Here is a 17,820-nt window from a genome sequence, read left to right on the forward strand (position 1 = left end):
AACGCAAAACGCGCGCCCCGGTGAAAGGGCGCGCGTCTTTTTCAACGGGGTTGGATCAGGCTGCGTCTGCCTGCGTGTCAAAGCGGCCATAAAAGCTCTGACCCTTATCGGCCATCTCGCGCAGCAGCGCCGGTGTGGCAAAGCGCGGTCCGAATTTTTCGGCCAGTTGATCACAGCGCTCGGCGGCATAGGGCGTGCCGATGATGTCAAGCCAGCTGAACGGACCACCCGACCAAGGCGCAAAGCCCCAGGCGAGAATGGCGCCGACATCGCCTTCGCGGATATCCTCAAGCACACCTTCCTCAAGCGCGCGCACCGCTTCGAGAACCTGCGCGAACATCAGGCGATGCTGCACCTCGTGCAGGTCGGGCTGATCCTCGGCGCGGGGATATTTCGCCGCAAGACCGGGCCAGTAGCCCTGACGCTTGCCCTTGTCGTCATAGTCAAAGAACCCGGCGTTGGATTTGCGGCCAAGACGGCCCTCGCCCTCCATCCAGAAGATGACCTCGTCCACCGCCTCGTCGGGATAATCGGCGCCCATCGCGGATTTGGTGGCGCGGGCGATCTTGGCGCCGAGATCAATCGAGGTTTCATCAACAAGTTGCAGCGGACCCACAGGAAAGCCCAACTGACGCGCGGCATTGTCGATAAGCGCGGGCGCGACGCCCTCGGCCACCATGCGGATGCCTTCGTTGATATAGGGAATGATGCAGCGGTTGCAGTAAAAGAACCGCGCGTCATTGACCACGATCGGCGTCTTGCGGATCTGGCGGACGTAATCAAGCGCCTTGGCCACGGCCCGTGGGCCGGTCCTCGCCCCCTTGATGATCTCGACCAGCATCATCTTTTCCACGGGGCTAAAGAAGTGGATGCCGATGAAATCTTCGGGCTTGTCGCTGGCCTTGGCCAGTTCGGAAATCGGCAGGGTCGAGGTGTTGGTGGCAAAGATACAGTCATCGCCCACGACCTTGAGCACGTTTTTGGTGACCTCGGCCTTGACGGCGGGGTCTTCAAACACCGCCTCGATGATAAGATCACACCCCGCAAGCGCGGCGTAATCCGTGGTTGCCGTGATCAGGTCAAGCGCGGCGGCCTTTTTCTCTTCGGTGGCCTTGCCGCGTTTGATGCCTTTGTCCATGTAATCGGCGGTATAGGCCTTGCCCTTGTCGGCGGCCTCTTGTTTCTGGTCGATCAGAACCACCTGCATCCCGGCCATGGCCGACACCAACGTGATCCCGGCGCCCATCATGCCCGCGCCCATGACGCCAACCTTTTTGACCCGCTGGTCAGGCACATCGGGGCGGTTGGCGCCTTTTTCAAGCGCTTCCTTGTTGATGAACAGCGAGCGGATCATCGCGCTTGAACTTGGGTTCATCAGAACATTGACGAACCAGCGCGCCTCGATCTTGAGGGCGGTGTCAAACGGCACCAATGCCCCCTCGTAAACCGCGCTCAGCAGCGCCTTGGCGGCGGGAAACGCGCCTTGGGTCTTGGCGTTGACCATCGCGCTTGCGCCGACAAAGGTCATGAAGCCGGCCGGATGATAGGGCGCGCCGCCGGGCATCTTATAGCCCTTCTCGTCCCAGGGCTTGACGATGCTGGGGCTGCTGAGAACCCATTCTTTGGCCTTTGCGATCAACTCATCCGCCGGGACAACCTCATCCACCACACCGGCGGATTTGGCCTTTTTGGGATCGTTCAGCTTGCCCTCAAGCAACAAGGGCGAGGCCGCCATCGCGCCAAGTTTGCGGACAAGGCGGGTGGTGCCGCCGGCACCGGGGAAAATGCCGACCATGATTTCGGGCAGGCCGATCTTGGCCTTCGGATTGTCGGCGGCAAAGATGCGGTGACAGGCCAGCGGAATTTCCAATCCGATGCCAAGCGCCGTGCCGGGCAGGGCGGCGGCAATCGGCTTGCCGCCCTTGTTGGTCTTGGGGTCCATGCCGGCGCGCTCGATCTTGCGCAGGATGGCATGCATGCCCATAACCCCGTCAAACAGGCCCTTGGCCGGCTCGTCGCCCGCATCATCGCGCATCTTGGCGATCACGTTAAGGTCCATGCCGCCCGCGAAAGAGCCCTCTTTGCCGGATGTGATGATCACGCCCTTGACGGCGTCATCCGCCAAGGCCTTGTCAATCAGCGCCTCGAGGTCCAAAAATCCCTGGCCGTTCATCACGTTCATCGACTTGCCGAGCGTGTCCCATGTGATGATGGCCACGCCGTCGGCATCGGTTTTCATTGTGAAATCAGTCATGTCTTAGATCTCCGATCTGGTCAGCCGTCAGGGGGCTGCCGTCTTTGCGGGTAAAGGTGTAACCGGAGGCATCCATCGTCACCTTCATGTCGAGGTCGCTGTAATATCCGGTCTCTGTTTCGGTCCGGGTGCCCACCACCAGAAAAACGGCAGGCGCCTCGGTCTTGTTCACAAGGTGATGGCCATTGGCCTCGCCCGCCGGGAAGGTGGCGCAATCGCCAACCTGCATCAGGTGCTCGCCGTGGTCATCAATCAGGGTGCAGGTGCCTTCGGTCACCATCACGAACTCGTCCTGCTCCATATGGTAATGGCGCAACGACGAAATCGCGCCGGGGGCAAGGCGCACAAGGTTGACACCATACTGGCTTAAACCGCCTGCATCGCCCAAGCGCTGGCTGGTGCGCCCGGCCATGGCACCGGCCAGCTTGCCGGGATAGGTCGAGCCGCCCTTGACTGGGATTTGCGAGAGATCGAGCCTTGGCATCAGACGCGCTCGATGATGGTGGCAGCGCCCATGCCCGAGGCGATGCAGAGCGTGGCAAGGCCGGTGCTCTTGCCGGTGCGCTCAAGCTCATCCAGAAGCGTGCCGATGATGATCGCGCCGGTCGCGCCCAGAGGGTGGCCCATGGCGATCGAGCCGCCGTTGACGTTGACAAGTGAAGGGTCGACATCAAACGCCTGCTGAAACCGCAGAACAACGCTGGCAAAGGCCTCGTTCACCTCGAACAGATCAATGTCGGAAATCGACATGCCGCTATCGGCCAGGATTTTCTCGGTCGCAGGCACCGGCCCGGTCAGCATGATCGTCGGATCGGTGCCGATCTTGCAGGTCTGACGGATGCGCGCACGCGGCTTGAGGCCCCACTTTTCGCCAAACGCCTTGGAGCCGATCAGCACGCCAGCGGCGCCATCGACGATGCCAGACGAGTTGCCGGCGTGGTGGATGTGGTTGATCTTTTCCAGATGCGGGTACTTGAGCTTGGCGACGGCATCAAAGCCGGGCATCACCTCGCCCATCGCCTGAAAGGCGGGGTTCAGCGCGCCTAGGGTCTGCATGTCGGTGCCCGGGCGCATGTATTCGTCGCGATCCAGAATGGTCAGCCCGTTCTGATCCCGCACCTCGATGATAGACTTGGCGAAGCGGTTGTCCTCCCATGCGGCGGCGGCGCGGTTTTGCGATTCAACCGCCAGGCTGTCGGCATCATCGCGGCTAAAGCCGTATTCGGTGGCGATGATATCGGCGCTGATGCCTTGGGGGACGAAATAGGTCTCCATCGCGATGCTCGGGTCAACGGCAATCGCCGCGCCGTCGCTGCCCATGGCCACGCGGCCCATCATCTCGACACCGCCGGCGATATAGGCCTCACCGGCACCGCCCTTGATCTGATTGGCGGCCAGATTGACGGCCTCCATGCCAGAGGCACAAAAGCGGTTGATCGCGAGGCCGGGGATGCTCTCATCCAGATCCGAGGCCAGAACGGCGGTGCGCGCAAGGCATCCGCCCTGTTCCATCACCTGGGTCACATTGCCCCAGATCACATCCTCGACGGCATGACCGCTCAGACCGCTGCGCTCTTTCAGGGCGTTCAGCACCTGCGCGCTCAACCGGGCGGCGGTCACCTCGTGCAGGGCACCATCCTTGCGGCCCTTGCCGCGCGGGGTGCGCACCGTGTCATAGATATAGGCATCGCTCATTTTGGTTCTCCTCATTTAGGCGCGGTCAGCGGGGCTGCCGGGCATCAGATCGTAGGGATGTTTCCAGCCCGGTGTGTTCTCGATATTGCTCAGCCAGCGGTCGATATGCGGCCAATCCTTGCGCTCGAACCCGAACGGTTCGGGGTAGAACAGGTAGCCGCAACAGCTCAGATCGGCATTGGTGATCGCGTCGCCGACGATCCAGTCGCGCCCCTCAAGATGATCGTTAAGCGACGCGTAAGCGGCTTTGAGGCGGCCTTGGGTAAAGGCGATGACCTCGGCCGGGCGTTTGTCCTCTGGCAGGAAGTTCATAAGGAAGCGAGCCATGCCGACCTGACTGGACAGCTTGTGATTGTCCCAGAAGACCCATCGCATCACCTCGCGCTGCTCCTCCGGGGTCTTGCCGCCGAATTTGCCGGTTTTCTCGGTGATATACATCTGCATGACGCCGGATTGGGTCAGCGTCGTGTCCCCATCGACCAGCACCGGCACCTCGCCCATCACGTTGATCTTGCGAAACTCGGGCGTGCGGGTCTCGCCACCGAAGAAATCGACATAGACCGGCTCCCACTCAAGCCCGCCAAGTTCCAGCGCAAGCGCCGCCTTGTAGGCGTTGCCGCTTTCTCCCATGCAATAGAGTTTGGTCGTCATGTTCCTGCTCCTGATGCTGCGCCTGTGGCTCGCGCGGATTTTGAGTATTTTTGCCAAGAAGAAGCAGGGGATTCACCTGCCATTAACGTTAATGCGGTTTGATTATCGGTGCGGTACAGGCTGGAGAGCCGATGACCGCCCAAGGAGAAGCCCTGCCCCCTCGCCGGTTTGCGCCGTGCCGGAGGGCGGGGTGGACTTGGCCCTTCTTCTTGGCGAAAATACTCTCGCCGAAGGCAATCCGACAGTAGGGCCGTGCACTGGCTCATGCGGCATTCCCCTTCGTGAATCCGCGCGAAATCAGCTCTTTCATGATCTCGTTGGTGCCACCATAGATGCGCTGGACGCGGGCATCGGCCCACATTTCGGCGATGTCATACTCGGCCATATAACCATAGCCGCCATGCAGTTGCAGGCAATCATCCAGCACCTCGCACTGCGTATCCGTCAGCCAATATTTTGCCATCGCTGCCTTTTCCACGCTCAGCGCGCCGCGCAGGTGGTCGGCAATGCATTCGTCAAGAAAGGCGCGCGCGACGGTGGTCTTGGTCTGGCATTCCGCCAGTTTGAACCGGGTGTTCTGGAATTGGGTGATCGGGCCTCCAAAGGCCTGACGCTCGTTGCAATAGGTGATGGTGCGCGCCACGGCGCCTTCCAGTGCACCCTGCGCGCCGCAGGCGATGATCAGGCGCTCTTGCGGTAGCTGTTGCATCATCTGGTAAAAACCCTGGCCCTCTTCGCCGCCCAAAATATTCTCGGGCGGGATCTCGACATTGTCGAAGAACAGCTCCGAGGTGTCCCCGGCATGCAGGCCGATTTTTTCAAGGTTGCGGCCACGGTTGAACCCTTTTGCATTTTCAGTTTCCACCACCACAAGCGATGTGCCCTTTGCACCCGCCTTGGGGTCGGTCTTGGCGGCGACGATGATCAGGTCGGCATGCTGGCCGTTGGTGATAAAGGTCTTTTGCCCCGACAGGCGATAGGCATTGCCGTCGCGCACGGCCTTGGTCTTGATCCCTTGGACATCCGAGCCGGCGGCGGGTTCGGTCATGGCAAGCGCGCCGACCATCTCGCCCGAGACCATCTTGGGCAACCATCGCTTTTTCTGCTCTTCCGAGCCATAGGCGAGAATGTAATGCGCCACGATGCCAGAGTGGATCGGGTTGCCCCAACTGGCGAGATTGGCGCGCGATTGCTCGATACAAATCACCGCCTCATGGCCAAAATCGCCACCAGCGCCGCCGTATTCCTCGGGGATCGACGGGCAGAGCAGACCAAGTTCGCCGGCCTGTTGCCAGGTATCGCGATCCATCTGGCCTGCCTTGCGCCAACGCTCGAAATGCGGGCGCCATTCATCGGTGATGAATTTCGCCGTCATGTCAGAGAGCATCTGGTGCTCGTCGGTCATCCAAAGTGACATTGCCAGCCTCCCCGCTTAGCGTTTGCGCGCGTCCAGTTCCGAATTGAAAATCCGCAGCCGGTGACCAAAGGTATCCTCGTCGATCACGCTGTCGAAATTCTCAAAGAGAAACGACAGCGCCTCACCTTCGTCCAACCCCGACTCGGCGGCGAATTTGCGCAGGCGGCGATAGCCGTCTTCGGTCATTGCCGCGTTAAAGCGTCGGGTCAGGCGAAAGCGTTTCGGCATCTGTCATCCCTCTCATCATACCGTAGGGTGGGTGAAACCCACGCTGGCTCAGAACTGTTCGGCGTCAAGCTCCATCACAAGGTCGGCGCCCGATTCAATCCGCGCCAAGTGCATCGACGTCGCAGGCAGGCGGCGCTTCATGTAGAACCGTCCGGTGGCCAGTTTGGTCTTGTAGAACATCTCATCCGCCGCCCCGTCTTCAAGGGCGGCATAGGCCGCTTTGCCCATCCGCGCCCACATCAGCCCAAGGCAGACATGGCCGAAAAGGTGCATGAAGTCATATGATCCTGCAAGGGCGGCATTGGGGTTCTTCATGCCGTTCTGCATGAAATACATCGCCGAGGCCTGAAGATGCTTGGACGCCTCTTTCAGCGGATCGAGGAAATCGGCCTTGAGCGCCTCGTTGCCCTCGTTTTCCTTGATGAAGGTTTTGACCATCTCGAAAAAGGCCATCACATGCTTGCCGCCGTCCTGCGCCAGCTTGCGACCGACAAGATCAAGCGCCTGAACGCCATTGGCGCCCTCATAAATCATCGCGATGCGGGCGTCGCGGGTGAACTGCGACATGCCCCATTCCTCGATATAACCATGGCCGCCGTAAACCTGCTGGGCGAGCACGGTCATGTCATAGCCCTCATCGGTCAAAAACCCCTTGATCACGGGGGTCATCAGGCTGATCAGACCTTCGGCGGCCTCGTCATTGCCGCGATGGGATTGGTCGATAAGCTGTGCGCCCCAGAGAAGGAAGGCGCGCGCGCCCTCAACGAATGACTTCTGATCCAGAAGCGAGCGGCGGATATCGGGATGCACGATCAGGGGATCGGCCGGGCCATCGGGGTTTTCATCGCCGGTCACGGCGCGACCCTGAAGGCGGTCCTTGGCATAGGCAACGGCGTTCTGATAGGCGACATCGGCCTGTGCCAGACCCTGCATGCCAACGCCGATCCGTGCCTCGTTCATCATGGTGAACATGGCGCGCATGCCCTTGTGCTCTTCGCCCAAGAGGTAACCGGTCGCGCCGTCATAATTCATCACGCAGGTCGAATTGCCGTGGATGCCCATTTTCTCTTCGATCTTGCCACAGGTCACGGCGTTGCGATTGCCAAGGCTGCCGTCGTCGTTGACGTTGAACTTGGGCACGATGAAAAGCGACACGCCCTTGATGCCCTCCGGCCCGCCGGGGATCTTGGCCAGCACAAGGTGAATGATGTTTTCGGCCATGTCATGTTCGCCGGCCGAGATGAAGATTTTCTGCCCGGTCACCTTGAAGCTGCCATCGTCCTGCGGCTCGGCCTTGGTGCGCATCAGCCCAAGATCGGTGCCGCAATGCGGCTCTGTCAGGTTCATCGTGCCGGTCCAGTCACAATTGGCCATGCGCGGAAGATAGGTCGTTTTCTGCGCCTCGGTGCCATGCGCAAGAATGGCCGAAGCCGCGCCATGGGTCAGGCCGTGATACATGGTAAACGCCTGGTTGGAGGCCGAGAACATTTCGCCCACGGCGGTGCCAAGAACGTAAGGCATGTTCTGGCCGCCATATTCCTCGGGCAGATCAAGCGCGGTCCAGCCGCCGTTGCGCAGCTCGTCAAACGCCGCCTTAAAGCCGGTCGGCGTGCGCACGACGCCGTTTTCAAGAACACAGCCCTCGGTATCGCCCACCGGGTTGAGCGGCGACAGAACCTCGGAGGAAATCTTGCCGGCCTCTTCAAGGACGGCCGAGGTGAACTCGGCATCAAGCTCGGCGTAGCCGGGGGTGTCGGATGTCGACACGCTCAGCACGTCGTGCAGCACGAACTGCGTGTCGCGGGTGGGGGCGGTGTAGCTTGGCATAGGTCTCTCTCCCTGAAACGGTTGCGCGGCGGCGTTACTCGGCGGCGTTCTTTGTGGTTCTGAGCGACGCGATCATGCGCGTCCCCCAGGTCATCTGTTCGCGAAGGTCCGCAATCGCGGCGTCAAGTTCTTCGCGTTGCTTTTCCATGTCGACCAACCGCTCGCTGGCCACATCAATGGCGCGGCTGATCTGGGTGAATTGCTGATCGCCCTTGTCATAGAGGTCGAGCAGCTGGCGAATTTCCTCAAGGCTGAAGCCAAAGCGCTTGCCGCGCAGGATAAGCTTGAGCCGGGCCCGGTCACGGCGGGTGAACAGGCGCTTTTGCCCGACCCGCACAGGAAAGAGCAGCTCTTTTGATTCATAAAACCGCAGGGTGCGGGGCGTTACATCGAACGCCGTGCACATCTGGCGGATTGTAAGTGTGTCATCGGTCATGGCTTTGCCTCTTGTCGCAACAGGTTTGCGGCAATTTGCGTCTCGGTGACCATCGTTACAACACCAGAGAAGGTTTACGTAACCGATACGTCGCGTCACTTTCAGGTTGACGTAAGATCAAGCAAGGTAAGCTGGGGTGCCGGGCAATTTTCTTGCGGGCACACCGACGGAGCGCCGGTTATCCGAGGGTGGCGGCGGTGCTGTCGCGCAGCTTTTTCAGCTCGGAAATCGACTCGTCAAGCTGGGCGCGCTGTTCGGCGAGGTCGGCAAGCTGGCGATCGGCAAGTTCGATCCAGCTTTGCATTTGCGCCTCGGTGCCGTCATTTTCATAGATCAAGAGCCACTGGCGGATATCTTCGAGGGCAAAGCCGAATTTGCGCCCCCTGAGGATAAGGGTCATGCGGGCGCATTCGCGCGGCCCATAAAACCGCGACCGGCCTTCGCGCGTCGGCTCAAGCAATTCGATATACTCGTAATAGCGCAGGGTGCGCGGCGTCACCTCGTAGGTCGCGCACATTTCCTTGAAGGACAGTCGTTTTTCCGTCATGGCCAAGCCCCCTCTCGCACCAAGGTTAGGATCAAGCCGCGCCAAGCGCAACTCCTGCCCTTGCAGGTGCTGCGGATTAAGGCCCATAAAGGGCGCAAGAGCATCCCAGAGGGCCAGAAATGAGCGCGGACAAAAGCAAAATCGCCAAGCAATTCATGCAGGCCCTGCCGCATGCAAAGGCCCTCGGGATGCGGCTTAGCCATATGGGCGATGGCACGGCCGAGATCGAGATGGAGTATGACGAGCGCTTTGTCGGCGACCCCGAAACCGGGGTCATTCATGGCGGCGCGGTTTCGGCGCTCATGGATACCTGTTGCGGGGCGGCGGCGATGTGCCATCCCTCGTCGCCCGGTGGCACGGCGACGATTGATCTGCGAATTGATTACATGCGCCCGGCCACGCCGGGGCAAAAGATCAGGGCGCATGCCGAATGCTATCACATCACCCGCTCGGTCGCCTTCGTGCGCGCACGCGCGATGGATGATGACGATGACCGCCCTGTCGCCACCGCGACCGGCACCTTCACCGTGGAGGGCAAATAATGGCGCGCCCCCGTCCCGAACCCGTGCAGGTGGTCAAGCAGCGGCGCGATGCGGCGCTTAAGGCGCTGGTGGATGGCGTGCCATATATCCGTTTTCTCGGGGTTCAGTTCGACCGGCGCGGCGACGAATTGACGGCGATCATGCCGTTTCAGGAAAAGCTGATCGGCAACCCGCTTTTGCCCGCCCTGCATGGCGGCGCGACGGCAGCGTTTCTAGAGATCACGGCGATCATCGGGCTAAGCTGGGGCACGCTCTGGGAAGAAATCGAAAGCGGCGCGTTCGATGCCGAGGCGCTTGTCGGGGGCGATCTTCCGCGCCTGCCCAAGACGATTGATTTCACCGTCGATTACCTGCGCTCAGGGCTGCCGCGCGATGCCTATGCGCGCGCGCAGATCAACCGCTCGGGGCGGCGTTATGCGAGCGTTCATGTCGAGGCCTGGCAAGACAATCGCGGGCGTCCCTTTGCGCAGGCAACGGGGCATTTCCTGATGCCGCGTCGGGATGGCTGATACAACCATGTCGATGACCCACAGGCGGGTTCTCAGGATTGCGCTTCCGATTGTGATATCCAATGCGACGGTGCCGATTTTGGGCGCGGTCGATACCGGCGTGGTCGGACAGCTTGGGCTTGCCGCACCGATTGGCGCGGTTGGCATTGGCGCGGTGATCTTGACCGGCATTTACTGGATTTTCGGCTTTTTGCGGATGGGCACCACCGGCCTGACAAGTCAGGCGCATGGCGCGGGGCAGGTGGGCGAGGTTGCCGCGCTTTTGACCCGCGCCCTGATGATCGGCTTTGCCGGGGGCGTCGCGCTTATCGCGCTTCAGGCACCTATTTTCTGGGGCGCGTTTCAGCTCTCTCCGGCGAGTGCCGAGGTCGAGGGGATGGCGCGCGAATATCTCGCGATCCGGGTCTGGAGCGCGCCGGCGATGATCGCGCTCTTTGGCATGACCGGCTGGCTTATCGCGCAAGAGCGCACGCGCGCCGTGTTGTTCATTCAGGTGCTGATGAATGGCGCCAATATCCTGCTTGATCTGTGGTTCGTTCTCGGCCTCGATTGGGGCGTGGCCGGTGTGGCGCGGGCCACGGTGATCGCGGAATGGAGCGGGCTTGCGCTTGGCTTCTGGTTTTGCCGCGATGCCTTTGCGGTGCCTGCCTGGCGCGATTGGCCGCGGGTGTTTGACGCCGAGCGCCTGCGCAACATGGCGGCGGTCAATAGCGACATCCTTTTGCGATCCCTGATGCTTCAGGTGATTTTCGTGTCTTTCCTGTTCATGGGAAGCGGCTTTGGCGATGTGACGCTGGCGGCCAATCAGGTGTTGCTGCAATTCCTGAGCATCACCGCCCATGCGCTTGACGGCTTCGCCTTTTCCGCCGAGGCGCTTGTCGGTCAGGCATATGGCGCGCGCAATCGCGCGGTGTTGCGGCGCTCTGCGATCATGGCAAGCCAATGGGGGCTGGTGGTGTGCCTCGCGCTTGCGGCCTGCTTTGCCGTCTTTGGCGGGGCGATCATTGACGTGATGGCCAAGGCCCCGGCGGTGCAGGATGCGGCGCGCACCTATCTGATCTACATGGTGTTGGCGCCGGTGCTGGGGCTGGCGGCCTATATGCTGGACGGGGTGTTCATCGGCGCCACGCGCAGCCGCGACATGCGCAACATGATGGTGGTCAGCCTTGTGATCTATGGCATCGCGGTTGCCGTGCTTTTGCCGGTGATGGGCAATCACGGGCTATGGCTGGCGCTGTTGATAAGCTTCATTGCGCGCGGAATCACGCTTGGGCTGCGCTATCCGGCGTTAGAGCGGGACGTGGCGGAACAGGACGAAAGACCCGCCGCGAGCAGTGGCAAGAAGAGCGCCACCTGAAGCCCGCCCTGCGGCAGGTTGTTAAGTTCCAGCCGCCCGCCGGATTGTTCGGCAAACCCCTTGACCATCGAGAGGCCAAGACCCGGCCCTTCGCCGACCGGCTTGTTGGTGAAAAACGGCTCTGTGACGCGGTTCTTGATCTCGTCGGCCAGACCGGGGCCGGTATCCTCGACAACGAGGGCAAGCTCTCCCCGGCCGGAGGCATGATCGGCGCGCAGGCGCAAAGTGCCGCCCTGCGGCAGCATCGCGTCCCGCGCATTCAGGGCACAGTTCAAAAGCGCGGCTTCCAGCAGGTGCTGGTCGGTCCGGATGGTCAGATCAGGCAGAGGCGTGGCAAGTTCAACCTTGATGCTTTCGGGGAGCATGGCGCGCAGCGAGCCGTGCAGGGTGGTCAGGAACGGCGCCACCTCCAGATCGCGGCGCATCATCTGGGATTTGCGTGAAAAGGCCAAAAGCTGGCGCACAAGATGCGCGGCCCGGTCCACCGAAGCACGCGCCTCGTTCAGCATCACATCGCGGTCATCGGCCTCTGGCAGCTCGGTCAGAAGATCAAGATTGCCACGGATCACCGTGAGGATGTTGTTGAAGTCATGGGCAATGCCGGTCGTGAGCTGATCCACCGCGCGCATTTTCTGCGCTTCCGCCTCGGCCTCTTGGGCAAGGCGAAGGCGGCTGCGGGTGCGCATCATCTCGAAAAAGTTCAGCGAGTAATACGCGCTTATCCCGAGCCCGGCAAAGGCAATGGCCACCATGCCCGCGGTGCTGTCGGATTTGCCGATATAGGCCAGAACCGCGCCAAGGATGCCCAGCGACATAAGGATATTGTCCCAGATCGCCAGCAGCGTCAGGTCGCTGTGGCGGCTGAGATAATAAAGCCCAAGCCCGATGATGCCGCAGATCCCGAAGAACTCGTAAACCCTGCTGTCCAGAGTGATCAGATAGATCATCGCCGAGACATACCAGCACGACAGCAGAATGCTCAGGCATAGGAAGGTGAAATAGGTGCGCAAGCTTCCCGATAGCCGACGCGAGGCAAGGAAGAGGATATAAGTGCCGCTCATGCCGATATAACCAAACCCCCAGACCAGCATGGCCGGGTTTTCGGTCGTGGCCCAGAGGATCAGGCTTGTCGCGGCAATGAGAACAAACCGCAGGCCGATTTCCGTGACCGACGATGCATCGGCACGGCGCAGCGCGTCGAGTTGAGGGCTGTATTAGCGCGTCTTGGTCATAAACTGCCTGACGGATAAATAAGACTAACAGTCCGGTTCGGTGTGAGACTAAAAAAACCGGGATAACGTGACAGGCAGGATAGGCCGTTTTATGTCCTCACATCTACTGAATTTCTCTTTATCTGCCGCAACTTGAGCGGATTTACGCGAATTCGGCGGCTCTGGGTTGTGTTCAGTCCGGGGTGCGCAAGCGTGAGTTTTGCACAAGTGTCACCGCCACCAGCGGAAGCCCCACCGTAAGCGCCGTCACAAGGATCAGAAGAATCCCAAGGTCGGTGTAATCGGCGGGTGTTGTCACCGCACCGCTGACCGGATCGGTGACTTCGCGGGTGATCACGAAGACCTCGTTGAGGTACTTGGTAAAGAGCGAACTGGCTGATAGCGCCAGATTGGTAAACGACGCCATCACGGCAAAGAAAGTGGCCTTGAGGTTCGAGGGCGCATTGCGCGCGATCCAGGCCAGCATCGGGATCATCGCGATCTGTCCCAGGGGCGATTCAATGGCGGTGTCGAGAATAGCGATAAAGCGGGCATCGACCACGCCACCGGTCATCGCGGCGGTGATTTCCTGAATCCCATAGTAAAGCCCGATATTGGGCAGCGACATAAGCCCCCCCGCCAGCGTCAGAAGCACGACGATATAGACAATCGGACGGTGCGCCATCAGCGGGCGCAGCACGACCATCCCGACCAGCGTCAGAACCGAGGTGATCAGCGACAGGATCGACAGGAATTGCTGGTCGAATTTCAGCACGTCAATCTCGAACCATGTCAGGCCATCGCCGGGGCGCGGCGTGGCGCGAAAGATAAAGATCACAACCGCAGTGCCGATCAGCGCGCGCGCCGATGCCGGGGGCAGCACCGACACCAGTTGGCGCATCAGCAAGAGGACAATCGCCATCGACCCGGCAAAGATGATCTCTTGGCCATAGGGCACATCGCCAAGGCCGACGGTCAGCGACAGCGCCACGAACCCTGCGCCGCCGATGAAATACCAGGGGTTCGGGGTGGTTTCCTCGTCTGGGCGTTCAAACAGGGTATCAGCCTCGGCGTCGCTCAGGCCACGGCGTAACAGGTTACGGCGCATGCGGATTTTCTGAACCGCAGCCAGAACCACGCCCGAGACCGAAACCAGCGGTATCAAGAGCGCAACAAGGTAAATGCCGGCATAGGTCGCGGTCTTGGCGGCATCGTCGAGCGCCTCGATCCCCGAAAACATATAGATGTTGAGCATGGCCACCGCGACCGTGCCGGAAATAAGCGCAAAGCGGCCAAGGGTCTGCATCGTGGTATGCATCGCGCGCGCATCTTCAAGCGGGATCGCGTCGCCCTTGGCGTCAAAGCGCGGCACCGCCTCGACCGACATGGCATCGGCGACCGCGTCCTGAATGACAAGCCCGCTTGGCGCCAGAAGGTAAGAGGTCACATACCAGGCGCTGATCGGCATGATCGCCTGCATCATCGTGGTCTGGGTCAGCACAAGGTACATGATAAAGACCGACAGCCCGATAAACCCGGCGCCGAGATAGACCAAAAGCCATTTCCAGCGCCAGAAGATATCGACCAGATGCCCAAGCGGCATCTTGAGCGCCCAGGGCAGACCGGCCCAAAACGCAAGCCCGGCAAGATAGGCCGCCGAGAGATCAAGGTATTCCTTCACGAAAAAAGTGCCGACAATCATCGTCAGCCCGGAAAACCCGGCGGCGAAATAAATCATCAGTGGCGGCAGGAAGGTCCAGCGCATCTGACGGCCAAGATCAAAGACAACCGCGTCAATCCAGGTGCCGATAAGTTTTAGCGGGGTCATGCTCTGTCTGTCCTGCCTTTTTTGGGCTTAGTTTAACGCACGCGCGGGCCTGTGCAATCGCCCCGCTTACGGGCCGGGCCAGCGGGTCTTGCCGGCGCTGAGGGCGCGGGCAGCGTCCTCAAGCGTGGATTGCGGCAGAATCACAAGCATTTTAGGCGCGGTCACCGAAAGATGCACCGGCCCAAGCGCGGTGTTCGAGGTGCCCACGCGCCCATCGGGGGCAAAGTTCAGACCGCCGATCGGATAGGCAAGCCCGTCCGAGATACCCTCGACCGCGCCCATCGGGAAAAGAGAAACCGGACAGTCGGCCTCAAGGTCAATGTCAATCGACGGCGGGGCGAGAAACACAAGTTCCTCACGGCCCAGCAGGATGCAGCGCTGCCAGGGGTGGCGCACGAGGGTGTTGTAGGCCGCCAGCTGATGATCAAGGCGATCCCCGGAAAACCCGATGCCGATGATCAGCGGACTGGCGATGTTGCCCAGGCATTTGTCAAAGTCGGTGCTGTCCTGATCGGCAATGGGGTGTTGCGCGGTGTCGGAGATGCGTGCGCGTGCGTCCTCGGAGATGCTGTCAAAGTCGCCAATCACCGCTTGGGGCATGGCGCCATGGGCAAGGGCGGCATCCGCGCCGCCATCGGCGGCCACCACTATCGGGGCAAGGGCACGGGCGCGCGCCAAAAGGGTTAACGTGACCGCTGCCCCGCCGATCAGGGTGATTGGTTCATTTTCGCGAACAATCATCGTATTGTCACCTTATCGTTGCGCTTAAGGACCAGATGTCACATTCTGACCATGAAATGATACGGTAAAAATCTAGGAATCGAGCGTCTTTGGTCTTGGGTGTCATGGTAAACCCTGTCTTTGCAGGCAAGCAAAGCGAGCAATTAATATGGTTGGTTCAAGCAAGATTCTAACAGTCTCCTACGGCACGTTCTCGTGTACGTTGGAAGGTTTTGACGATTCATTTGATACAATGAAAGCGATTGCGGAATATTTCCGCGATCTGGCGGCGGATGACCGGTATTTCGGTGCCGAACCGCCCACCCCTGATGCAGAGATGCTGGCGCGCATCGCCGAGCGGGAAATCGCACGGCGGGTCGAGGCCCATGAAGAGCAGGGCAAGATCGTGCTGCGGGCAGAGGCCGGGACCGCCCTTGGTCAGGCCGTCGCACTGGCCAATGCGCCAGAGGCACAAGCCCCGGCCCCCGAGCAAGCCCCCGAGCCCGCCCCGGAGCCGGTGCAGGACGTCGCGCCAAGCCCCGAGCCGACACCGGAACCGGAGGTCGAACAATCGGCCCCCGAGCAAGAGGTCGCTGCGCCTGAGGTGGTCGAGAAAGAGATTTCCGAAGACATCCAGACAGAGGTGGCAGAGGCCGCCCCGGTCGAGATGCCCGAAGGTCTGGAAGAAGAAGCCGTGGCCGAGCCGGAGGCCGTTGAAGACGAACAGGCCACTGCCGAGCCTGAGCCGGTTGAAGAAGAACAGGCCGTGGCCGAGCCCGAGCCGGTTGCGCAGGACGATGTGCAGCCCGAGGTCGAGGCCGAAGACGTCGCGCAGGATCTGGAGCAGGTGCAAGAGCCTGCTGCGCCCGGCGATAGCGAGAGCATCGCCGCCAAGCTGAGCCGGATTCGCTCGGTCGTGTCCGGTGCCGAGCAAAGCTTTGGTGCGGATGAGTATAATGAAGACGAGCACGCGCAGGGCTTCATCGACACCACGACCGCCGATCTGAATGCGGCCCTGGCCGAAGATGATGCGGCCCAGAGCACCGACGCAAGCTATTCCATGGTCGAAATCGACGACGATGAACTCGCCGCGATCATGGCCCGTGCGAATGCGATGGAAGCCCCCGAAGACGAGGACGCGCTGCAAGAGGTCGAGGCCGAGGATCAGGCGCAAGAGACCGCACAGGATGACGTCGCCACGGACGAGCGCAATGAATTCGAGGATACACTGGCCAGTTTGCTGGCCGATGCAATGCCCGTCGAAACAGCCAGGGTTGAAATCGAAGAAATCACCGAGATCGAAAGCGTCACCGAGATCGAAGAGACCGTCGCGCCAGAGGCCGAGCTATCGGTGGCGGCCGCTGCGGAAGACGAGCCTGCGCTGACAAATGCGCGGGTCATCAAGATCAAGCGCGCCGAGTTTGAGGCGGCTGTGGCAAGCGGGCTTTTCCAGGAAGACGATGACACGTCCGAGGAAAGCGATAGCAACCTCTTTGAAGAGGGCGACTCTTTCCTTAGCCCGGAAGAAGAGGCCGAGCTTCAGCGCGAACTGGCCGAGGTGGAGGCCGAGTTTGAAAACGATCTGGCTGAAGATTTTGCCGAGATTGAAGATGAGATTGAAGACGCGGCAGAAGATGCTGGCGATGATCTCGAAGACGCAGCCGAAGACGATGCTGCCGAAGCCGAAGATGAAGATGACGCGGAGATTGAAGAAGAGACCGCCGCCGACTTCGAGTCCGAAGAGGAGCAGGATGAAGAGCCGCAACAGGGGCGCCGCAAGCTTGAGACTGCGGAAACCCCGTCTGATCTGACGCGGATTTTTGACGAGACCGACAATCAGCTTGACGCACCGGCGTCAAGCCAGCGCCGCAATGCGATCCAGCATCTGCGCGCCGCTGTGGCCGCAACCCGTGCCGAAACCGAAGCAGGCGCCAAGCCGAGCCGCGGTGTTGACGACACGGCCTATCGCGACGATCTTGCCAACGTTGTACGCCCGCGTCGTCCGCAGGTGGTGTCCGATGCCGGGCGCTCTGCCCGCCCCGAAGAAGTACGCCCTGCGCCGCTCAAGCTGGTTGCGGAACAGCGGATCGATACCCCGCGCGAACCGATTCGCCCGCGCCGTGTGTCGACCTCTGACATCGCGCCCGAAATGGAACAGACCGGCGGCGATAGCGGATTTAGCGCCTTTGCAGAGGAAATGGGCGCTAACCAGCTTCCTGAACTGCTTGAGGCGGCGGCAGCTTACCTTGCCGATGTCGAAGGGCGCCCGCAATTCTCGCGCCCGATGCTTATGGGCAAGCTCAAAGAGGTCGAGCAGGAAAGCTTTTCTCGCGAAGACGGCCTGCGGTCGTTTGGCCAACTGCTGCGTCAGGGTAAGCTTCAAAAGCTGGCCGGTGGGCGGTTCTCGGTCACCAACGCGACCGACTATCGCGATCCGGGCGCCCGCAACGTCGGTTGATCCGCACCAAGATATCCAAAGCGAAACCCTCGGCAGGCAATGCCGGGGGTTTTGTTTTGCGCTGCCTGCGGTGATTTGGCCCTTTCTTGCGCCTGTCCGGTCTATAGGATTGGCCCGGTAACGACCGAAAAAGGGGTCAA

16 protein-coding genes are annotated in these 17,820 nt (G+C 60.9%); 4 read left to right on the top strand and 12 right to left on the bottom strand.

Translation table 11 applies throughout. From position 1 onward, the window contains the following. Positions 1–55 precede the first annotated feature (55 nt). The 9 genes from ROG8370_RS10670 to ROG8370_RS10710 all read right to left on the bottom strand — a co-directional run bounded on the left by ROG8370_RS10670 (position 56) and on the right by ROG8370_RS10710 (position 9,055). Positions 56–2,254: a 3-hydroxyacyl-CoA dehydrogenase NAD-binding domain-containing protein gene (locus ROG8370_RS10670; protein ID WP_085827074.1), complete on the bottom strand. Its 2,199-nt coding sequence runs from the start codon at positions 2,252–2,254 to the stop codon at positions 56–58. Continuing rightward, complete coding sequence (locus ROG8370_RS10675) at positions 2,247–2,738, bottom strand: cupin domain-containing protein (RefSeq protein ID WP_085827075.1); 492 nt, start codon at positions 2,736–2,738, stop codon at positions 2,247–2,249. The genes ROG8370_RS10670 and ROG8370_RS10675 overlap by 8 nt, the downstream gene beginning before the upstream one ends. Then, the gene (locus ROG8370_RS10680) at positions 2,738–3,949 is read right to left on the bottom strand and encodes an acetyl-CoA C-acetyltransferase (protein ID WP_085827076.1); all 1,212 of its coding nucleotides are present in this window, start codon (positions 3,947–3,949) and stop codon (positions 2,738–2,740) included. The genes ROG8370_RS10675 and ROG8370_RS10680 overlap by 1 nt, the downstream gene beginning before the upstream one ends. Before the next feature lie 15 nt (positions 3,950–3,964). After that, positions 3,965–4,600, bottom strand: coding sequence for a glutathione S-transferase family protein (locus ROG8370_RS10685; protein ID WP_085827077.1), 636 nt, complete (start codon positions 4,598–4,600; stop codon positions 3,965–3,967). A gap of 262 nt (positions 4,601–4,862) precedes the next feature. Beyond that, the gene (locus tag ROG8370_RS10690) at positions 4,863–6,017 is read right to left on the bottom strand and encodes an acyl-CoA dehydrogenase family protein (RefSeq protein ID WP_085827078.1); all 1,155 of its coding nucleotides are present in this window, start codon (positions 6,015–6,017) and stop codon (positions 4,863–4,865) included. A gap of 15 nt (positions 6,018–6,032) precedes the next feature. Continuing rightward, the gene (locus tag ROG8370_RS10695; protein WP_073198748.1) at positions 6,033–6,245 is read right to left on the bottom strand and encodes a hypothetical protein; all 213 of its coding nucleotides are present in this window, start codon (positions 6,243–6,245) and stop codon (positions 6,033–6,035) included. 48 nt (positions 6,246–6,293) lie between these two features. After that, positions 6,294–8,072, bottom strand: coding sequence for an acyl-CoA dehydrogenase C-terminal domain-containing protein (locus tag ROG8370_RS10700; RefSeq protein ID WP_085827079.1), 1,779 nt, complete (start codon positions 8,070–8,072; stop codon positions 6,294–6,296). 34 nt (positions 8,073–8,106) lie between these two features. Beyond that, entirely contained in the window at positions 8,107–8,508 is a 402-nt protein-coding gene (locus ROG8370_RS10705; RefSeq protein ID WP_073198743.1) for a MerR family transcriptional regulator, read from the bottom strand. A gap of 178 nt (positions 8,509–8,686) precedes the next feature. After that, entirely contained in the window at positions 8,687–9,055 is a 369-nt protein-coding gene (locus ROG8370_RS10710; protein ID WP_085827123.1) for a MerR family transcriptional regulator, read from the bottom strand. A 119-nt stretch (positions 9,056–9,174) separates the two neighbouring features. Between ROG8370_RS10710 and ROG8370_RS10715 the strand changes: the two genes are divergently transcribed. Genes ROG8370_RS10715 through ROG8370_RS10725 form a run of 3 tightly spaced genes read left to right on the top strand, consistent with a single transcriptional unit; the run spans position 9,175 to position 11,463 of the window. Then, positions 9,175–9,597, top strand: a complete 423-nt coding sequence (locus ROG8370_RS10715; RefSeq protein WP_085827080.1) for a PaaI family thioesterase — start codon at positions 9,175–9,177, stop codon at positions 9,595–9,597. Continuing rightward, the gene (locus tag ROG8370_RS10720; protein ID WP_085827081.1) at positions 9,597–10,106 is read left to right on the top strand and encodes a PaaI family thioesterase; all 510 of its coding nucleotides are present in this window, start codon (positions 9,597–9,599) and stop codon (positions 10,104–10,106) included. Before ROG8370_RS10715 ends, ROG8370_RS10720 begins: the two co-directional genes overlap by 1 nt. Continuing rightward, positions 10,099–11,463: an MATE family efflux transporter gene (locus tag ROG8370_RS10725; protein WP_085827082.1), complete on the top strand. Its 1,365-nt coding sequence runs from the start codon at positions 10,099–10,101 to the stop codon at positions 11,461–11,463. Before ROG8370_RS10720 ends, ROG8370_RS10725 begins: the two co-directional genes overlap by 8 nt. Here ROG8370_RS10725 and ROG8370_RS10730 read toward each other — a convergent pair. The 3 genes from ROG8370_RS10730 to ROG8370_RS10740 all read right to left on the bottom strand — a co-directional run bounded on the left by ROG8370_RS10730 (position 11,385) and on the right by ROG8370_RS10740 (position 15,243). Continuing rightward, the gene (locus ROG8370_RS10730) at positions 11,385–12,554 is read right to left on the bottom strand and encodes a sensor histidine kinase (RefSeq protein ID WP_085827083.1); all 1,170 of its coding nucleotides are present in this window, start codon (positions 12,552–12,554) and stop codon (positions 11,385–11,387) included. The two genes, ROG8370_RS10725 and ROG8370_RS10730, sit on opposite strands and share 79 nt — an antisense overlap. Positions 12,555–12,867: 313 nt before the next feature. Continuing rightward, entirely contained in the window at positions 12,868–14,502 is a 1,635-nt protein-coding gene (locus ROG8370_RS10735; RefSeq protein ID WP_085827084.1) for an MFS transporter, read from the bottom strand. A gap of 66 nt (positions 14,503–14,568) precedes the next feature. Continuing rightward, positions 14,569–15,243, bottom strand: coding sequence for a thiamine diphosphokinase (locus ROG8370_RS10740; protein WP_085827085.1), 675 nt, complete (start codon positions 15,241–15,243; stop codon positions 14,569–14,571). Between the two features lie 232 nt (positions 15,244–15,475). Between ROG8370_RS10740 and ROG8370_RS10745 the strand changes: the two genes are divergently transcribed. Next, on the top strand, positions 15,476–17,680 hold the full coding sequence (locus ROG8370_RS10745) for a hypothetical protein (RefSeq protein ID WP_085827086.1): 2,205 nt from the start codon (positions 15,476–15,478) through the stop codon (positions 17,678–17,680). The last annotated feature ends 140 nt before the right edge of the window (positions 17,681–17,820 follow it).

The organism is Roseovarius gaetbuli (assembly GCF_900172365.1).
GTDB classification, from domain to species: Bacteria; Pseudomonadota; Alphaproteobacteria; order Rhodobacterales; family Rhodobacteraceae; genus Roseovarius; species Roseovarius gaetbuli.

Excerpts from the sequence above, each read along its gene's own strand:
- ROG8370_RS10670 (WP_085827074.1), bottom strand. The coding sequence starts at position 2,254 with ATGACTGATTTCACAATGAAAACCGATGCCGACGGCGTGGCCATCATC.
- ROG8370_RS10675 (WP_085827075.1), bottom strand. The coding sequence starts at position 2,738 with ATGCCAAGGCTCGATCTCTCGCAAATCCCAGTCAAGGGCGGCTCGACC.
- ROG8370_RS10680 (WP_085827076.1), bottom strand. The coding sequence starts at position 3,949 with ATGAGCGATGCCTATATCTATGACACGGTGCGCACCCCGCGCGGCAAG.
- ROG8370_RS10685 (WP_085827077.1), bottom strand. The coding sequence starts at position 4,600 with ATGACGACCAAACTCTATTGCATGGGAGAAAGCGGCAACGCCTACAAG.
- ROG8370_RS10690 (WP_085827078.1), bottom strand. The coding sequence starts at position 6,017 with ATGTCACTTTGGATGACCGACGAGCACCAGATGCTCTCTGACATGACG.
- ROG8370_RS10695 (WP_073198748.1), bottom strand. The coding sequence starts at position 6,245 with ATGCCGAAACGCTTTCGCCTGACCCGACGCTTTAACGCGGCAATGACC.
- ROG8370_RS10700 (WP_085827079.1), bottom strand. The coding sequence starts at position 8,072 with ATGCCAAGCTACACCGCCCCCACCCGCGACACGCAGTTCGTGCTGCAC.
- ROG8370_RS10705 (WP_073198743.1), bottom strand. The coding sequence starts at position 8,508 with ATGACCGATGACACACTTACAATCCGCCAGATGTGCACGGCGTTCGAT.
- ROG8370_RS10710 (WP_085827123.1), bottom strand. The coding sequence starts at position 9,055 with ATGACGGAAAAACGACTGTCCTTCAAGGAAATGTGCGCGACCTACGAG.
- ROG8370_RS10715 (WP_085827080.1), top strand. The coding sequence starts at position 9,175 with ATGAGCGCGGACAAAAGCAAAATCGCCAAGCAATTCATGCAGGCCCTG.
- ROG8370_RS10720 (WP_085827081.1), top strand. The coding sequence starts at position 9,597 with ATGGCGCGCCCCCGTCCCGAACCCGTGCAGGTGGTCAAGCAGCGGCGC.
- ROG8370_RS10725 (WP_085827082.1), top strand. The coding sequence starts at position 10,099 with ATGGCTGATACAACCATGTCGATGACCCACAGGCGGGTTCTCAGGATT.
- ROG8370_RS10730 (WP_085827083.1), bottom strand. The coding sequence starts at position 12,554 with ATGCTGGTCTGGGGGTTTGGTTATATCGGCATGAGCGGCACTTATATC.
- ROG8370_RS10735 (WP_085827084.1), bottom strand. The coding sequence starts at position 14,502 with ATGACCCCGCTAAAACTTATCGGCACCTGGATTGACGCGGTTGTCTTT.
- ROG8370_RS10740 (WP_085827085.1), bottom strand. The coding sequence starts at position 15,243 with ATGATTGTTCGCGAAAATGAACCAATCACCCTGATCGGCGGGGCAGCG.
- ROG8370_RS10745 (WP_085827086.1), top strand. The coding sequence starts at position 15,476 with ATGAAAGCGATTGCGGAATATTTCCGCGATCTGGCGGCGGATGACCGG.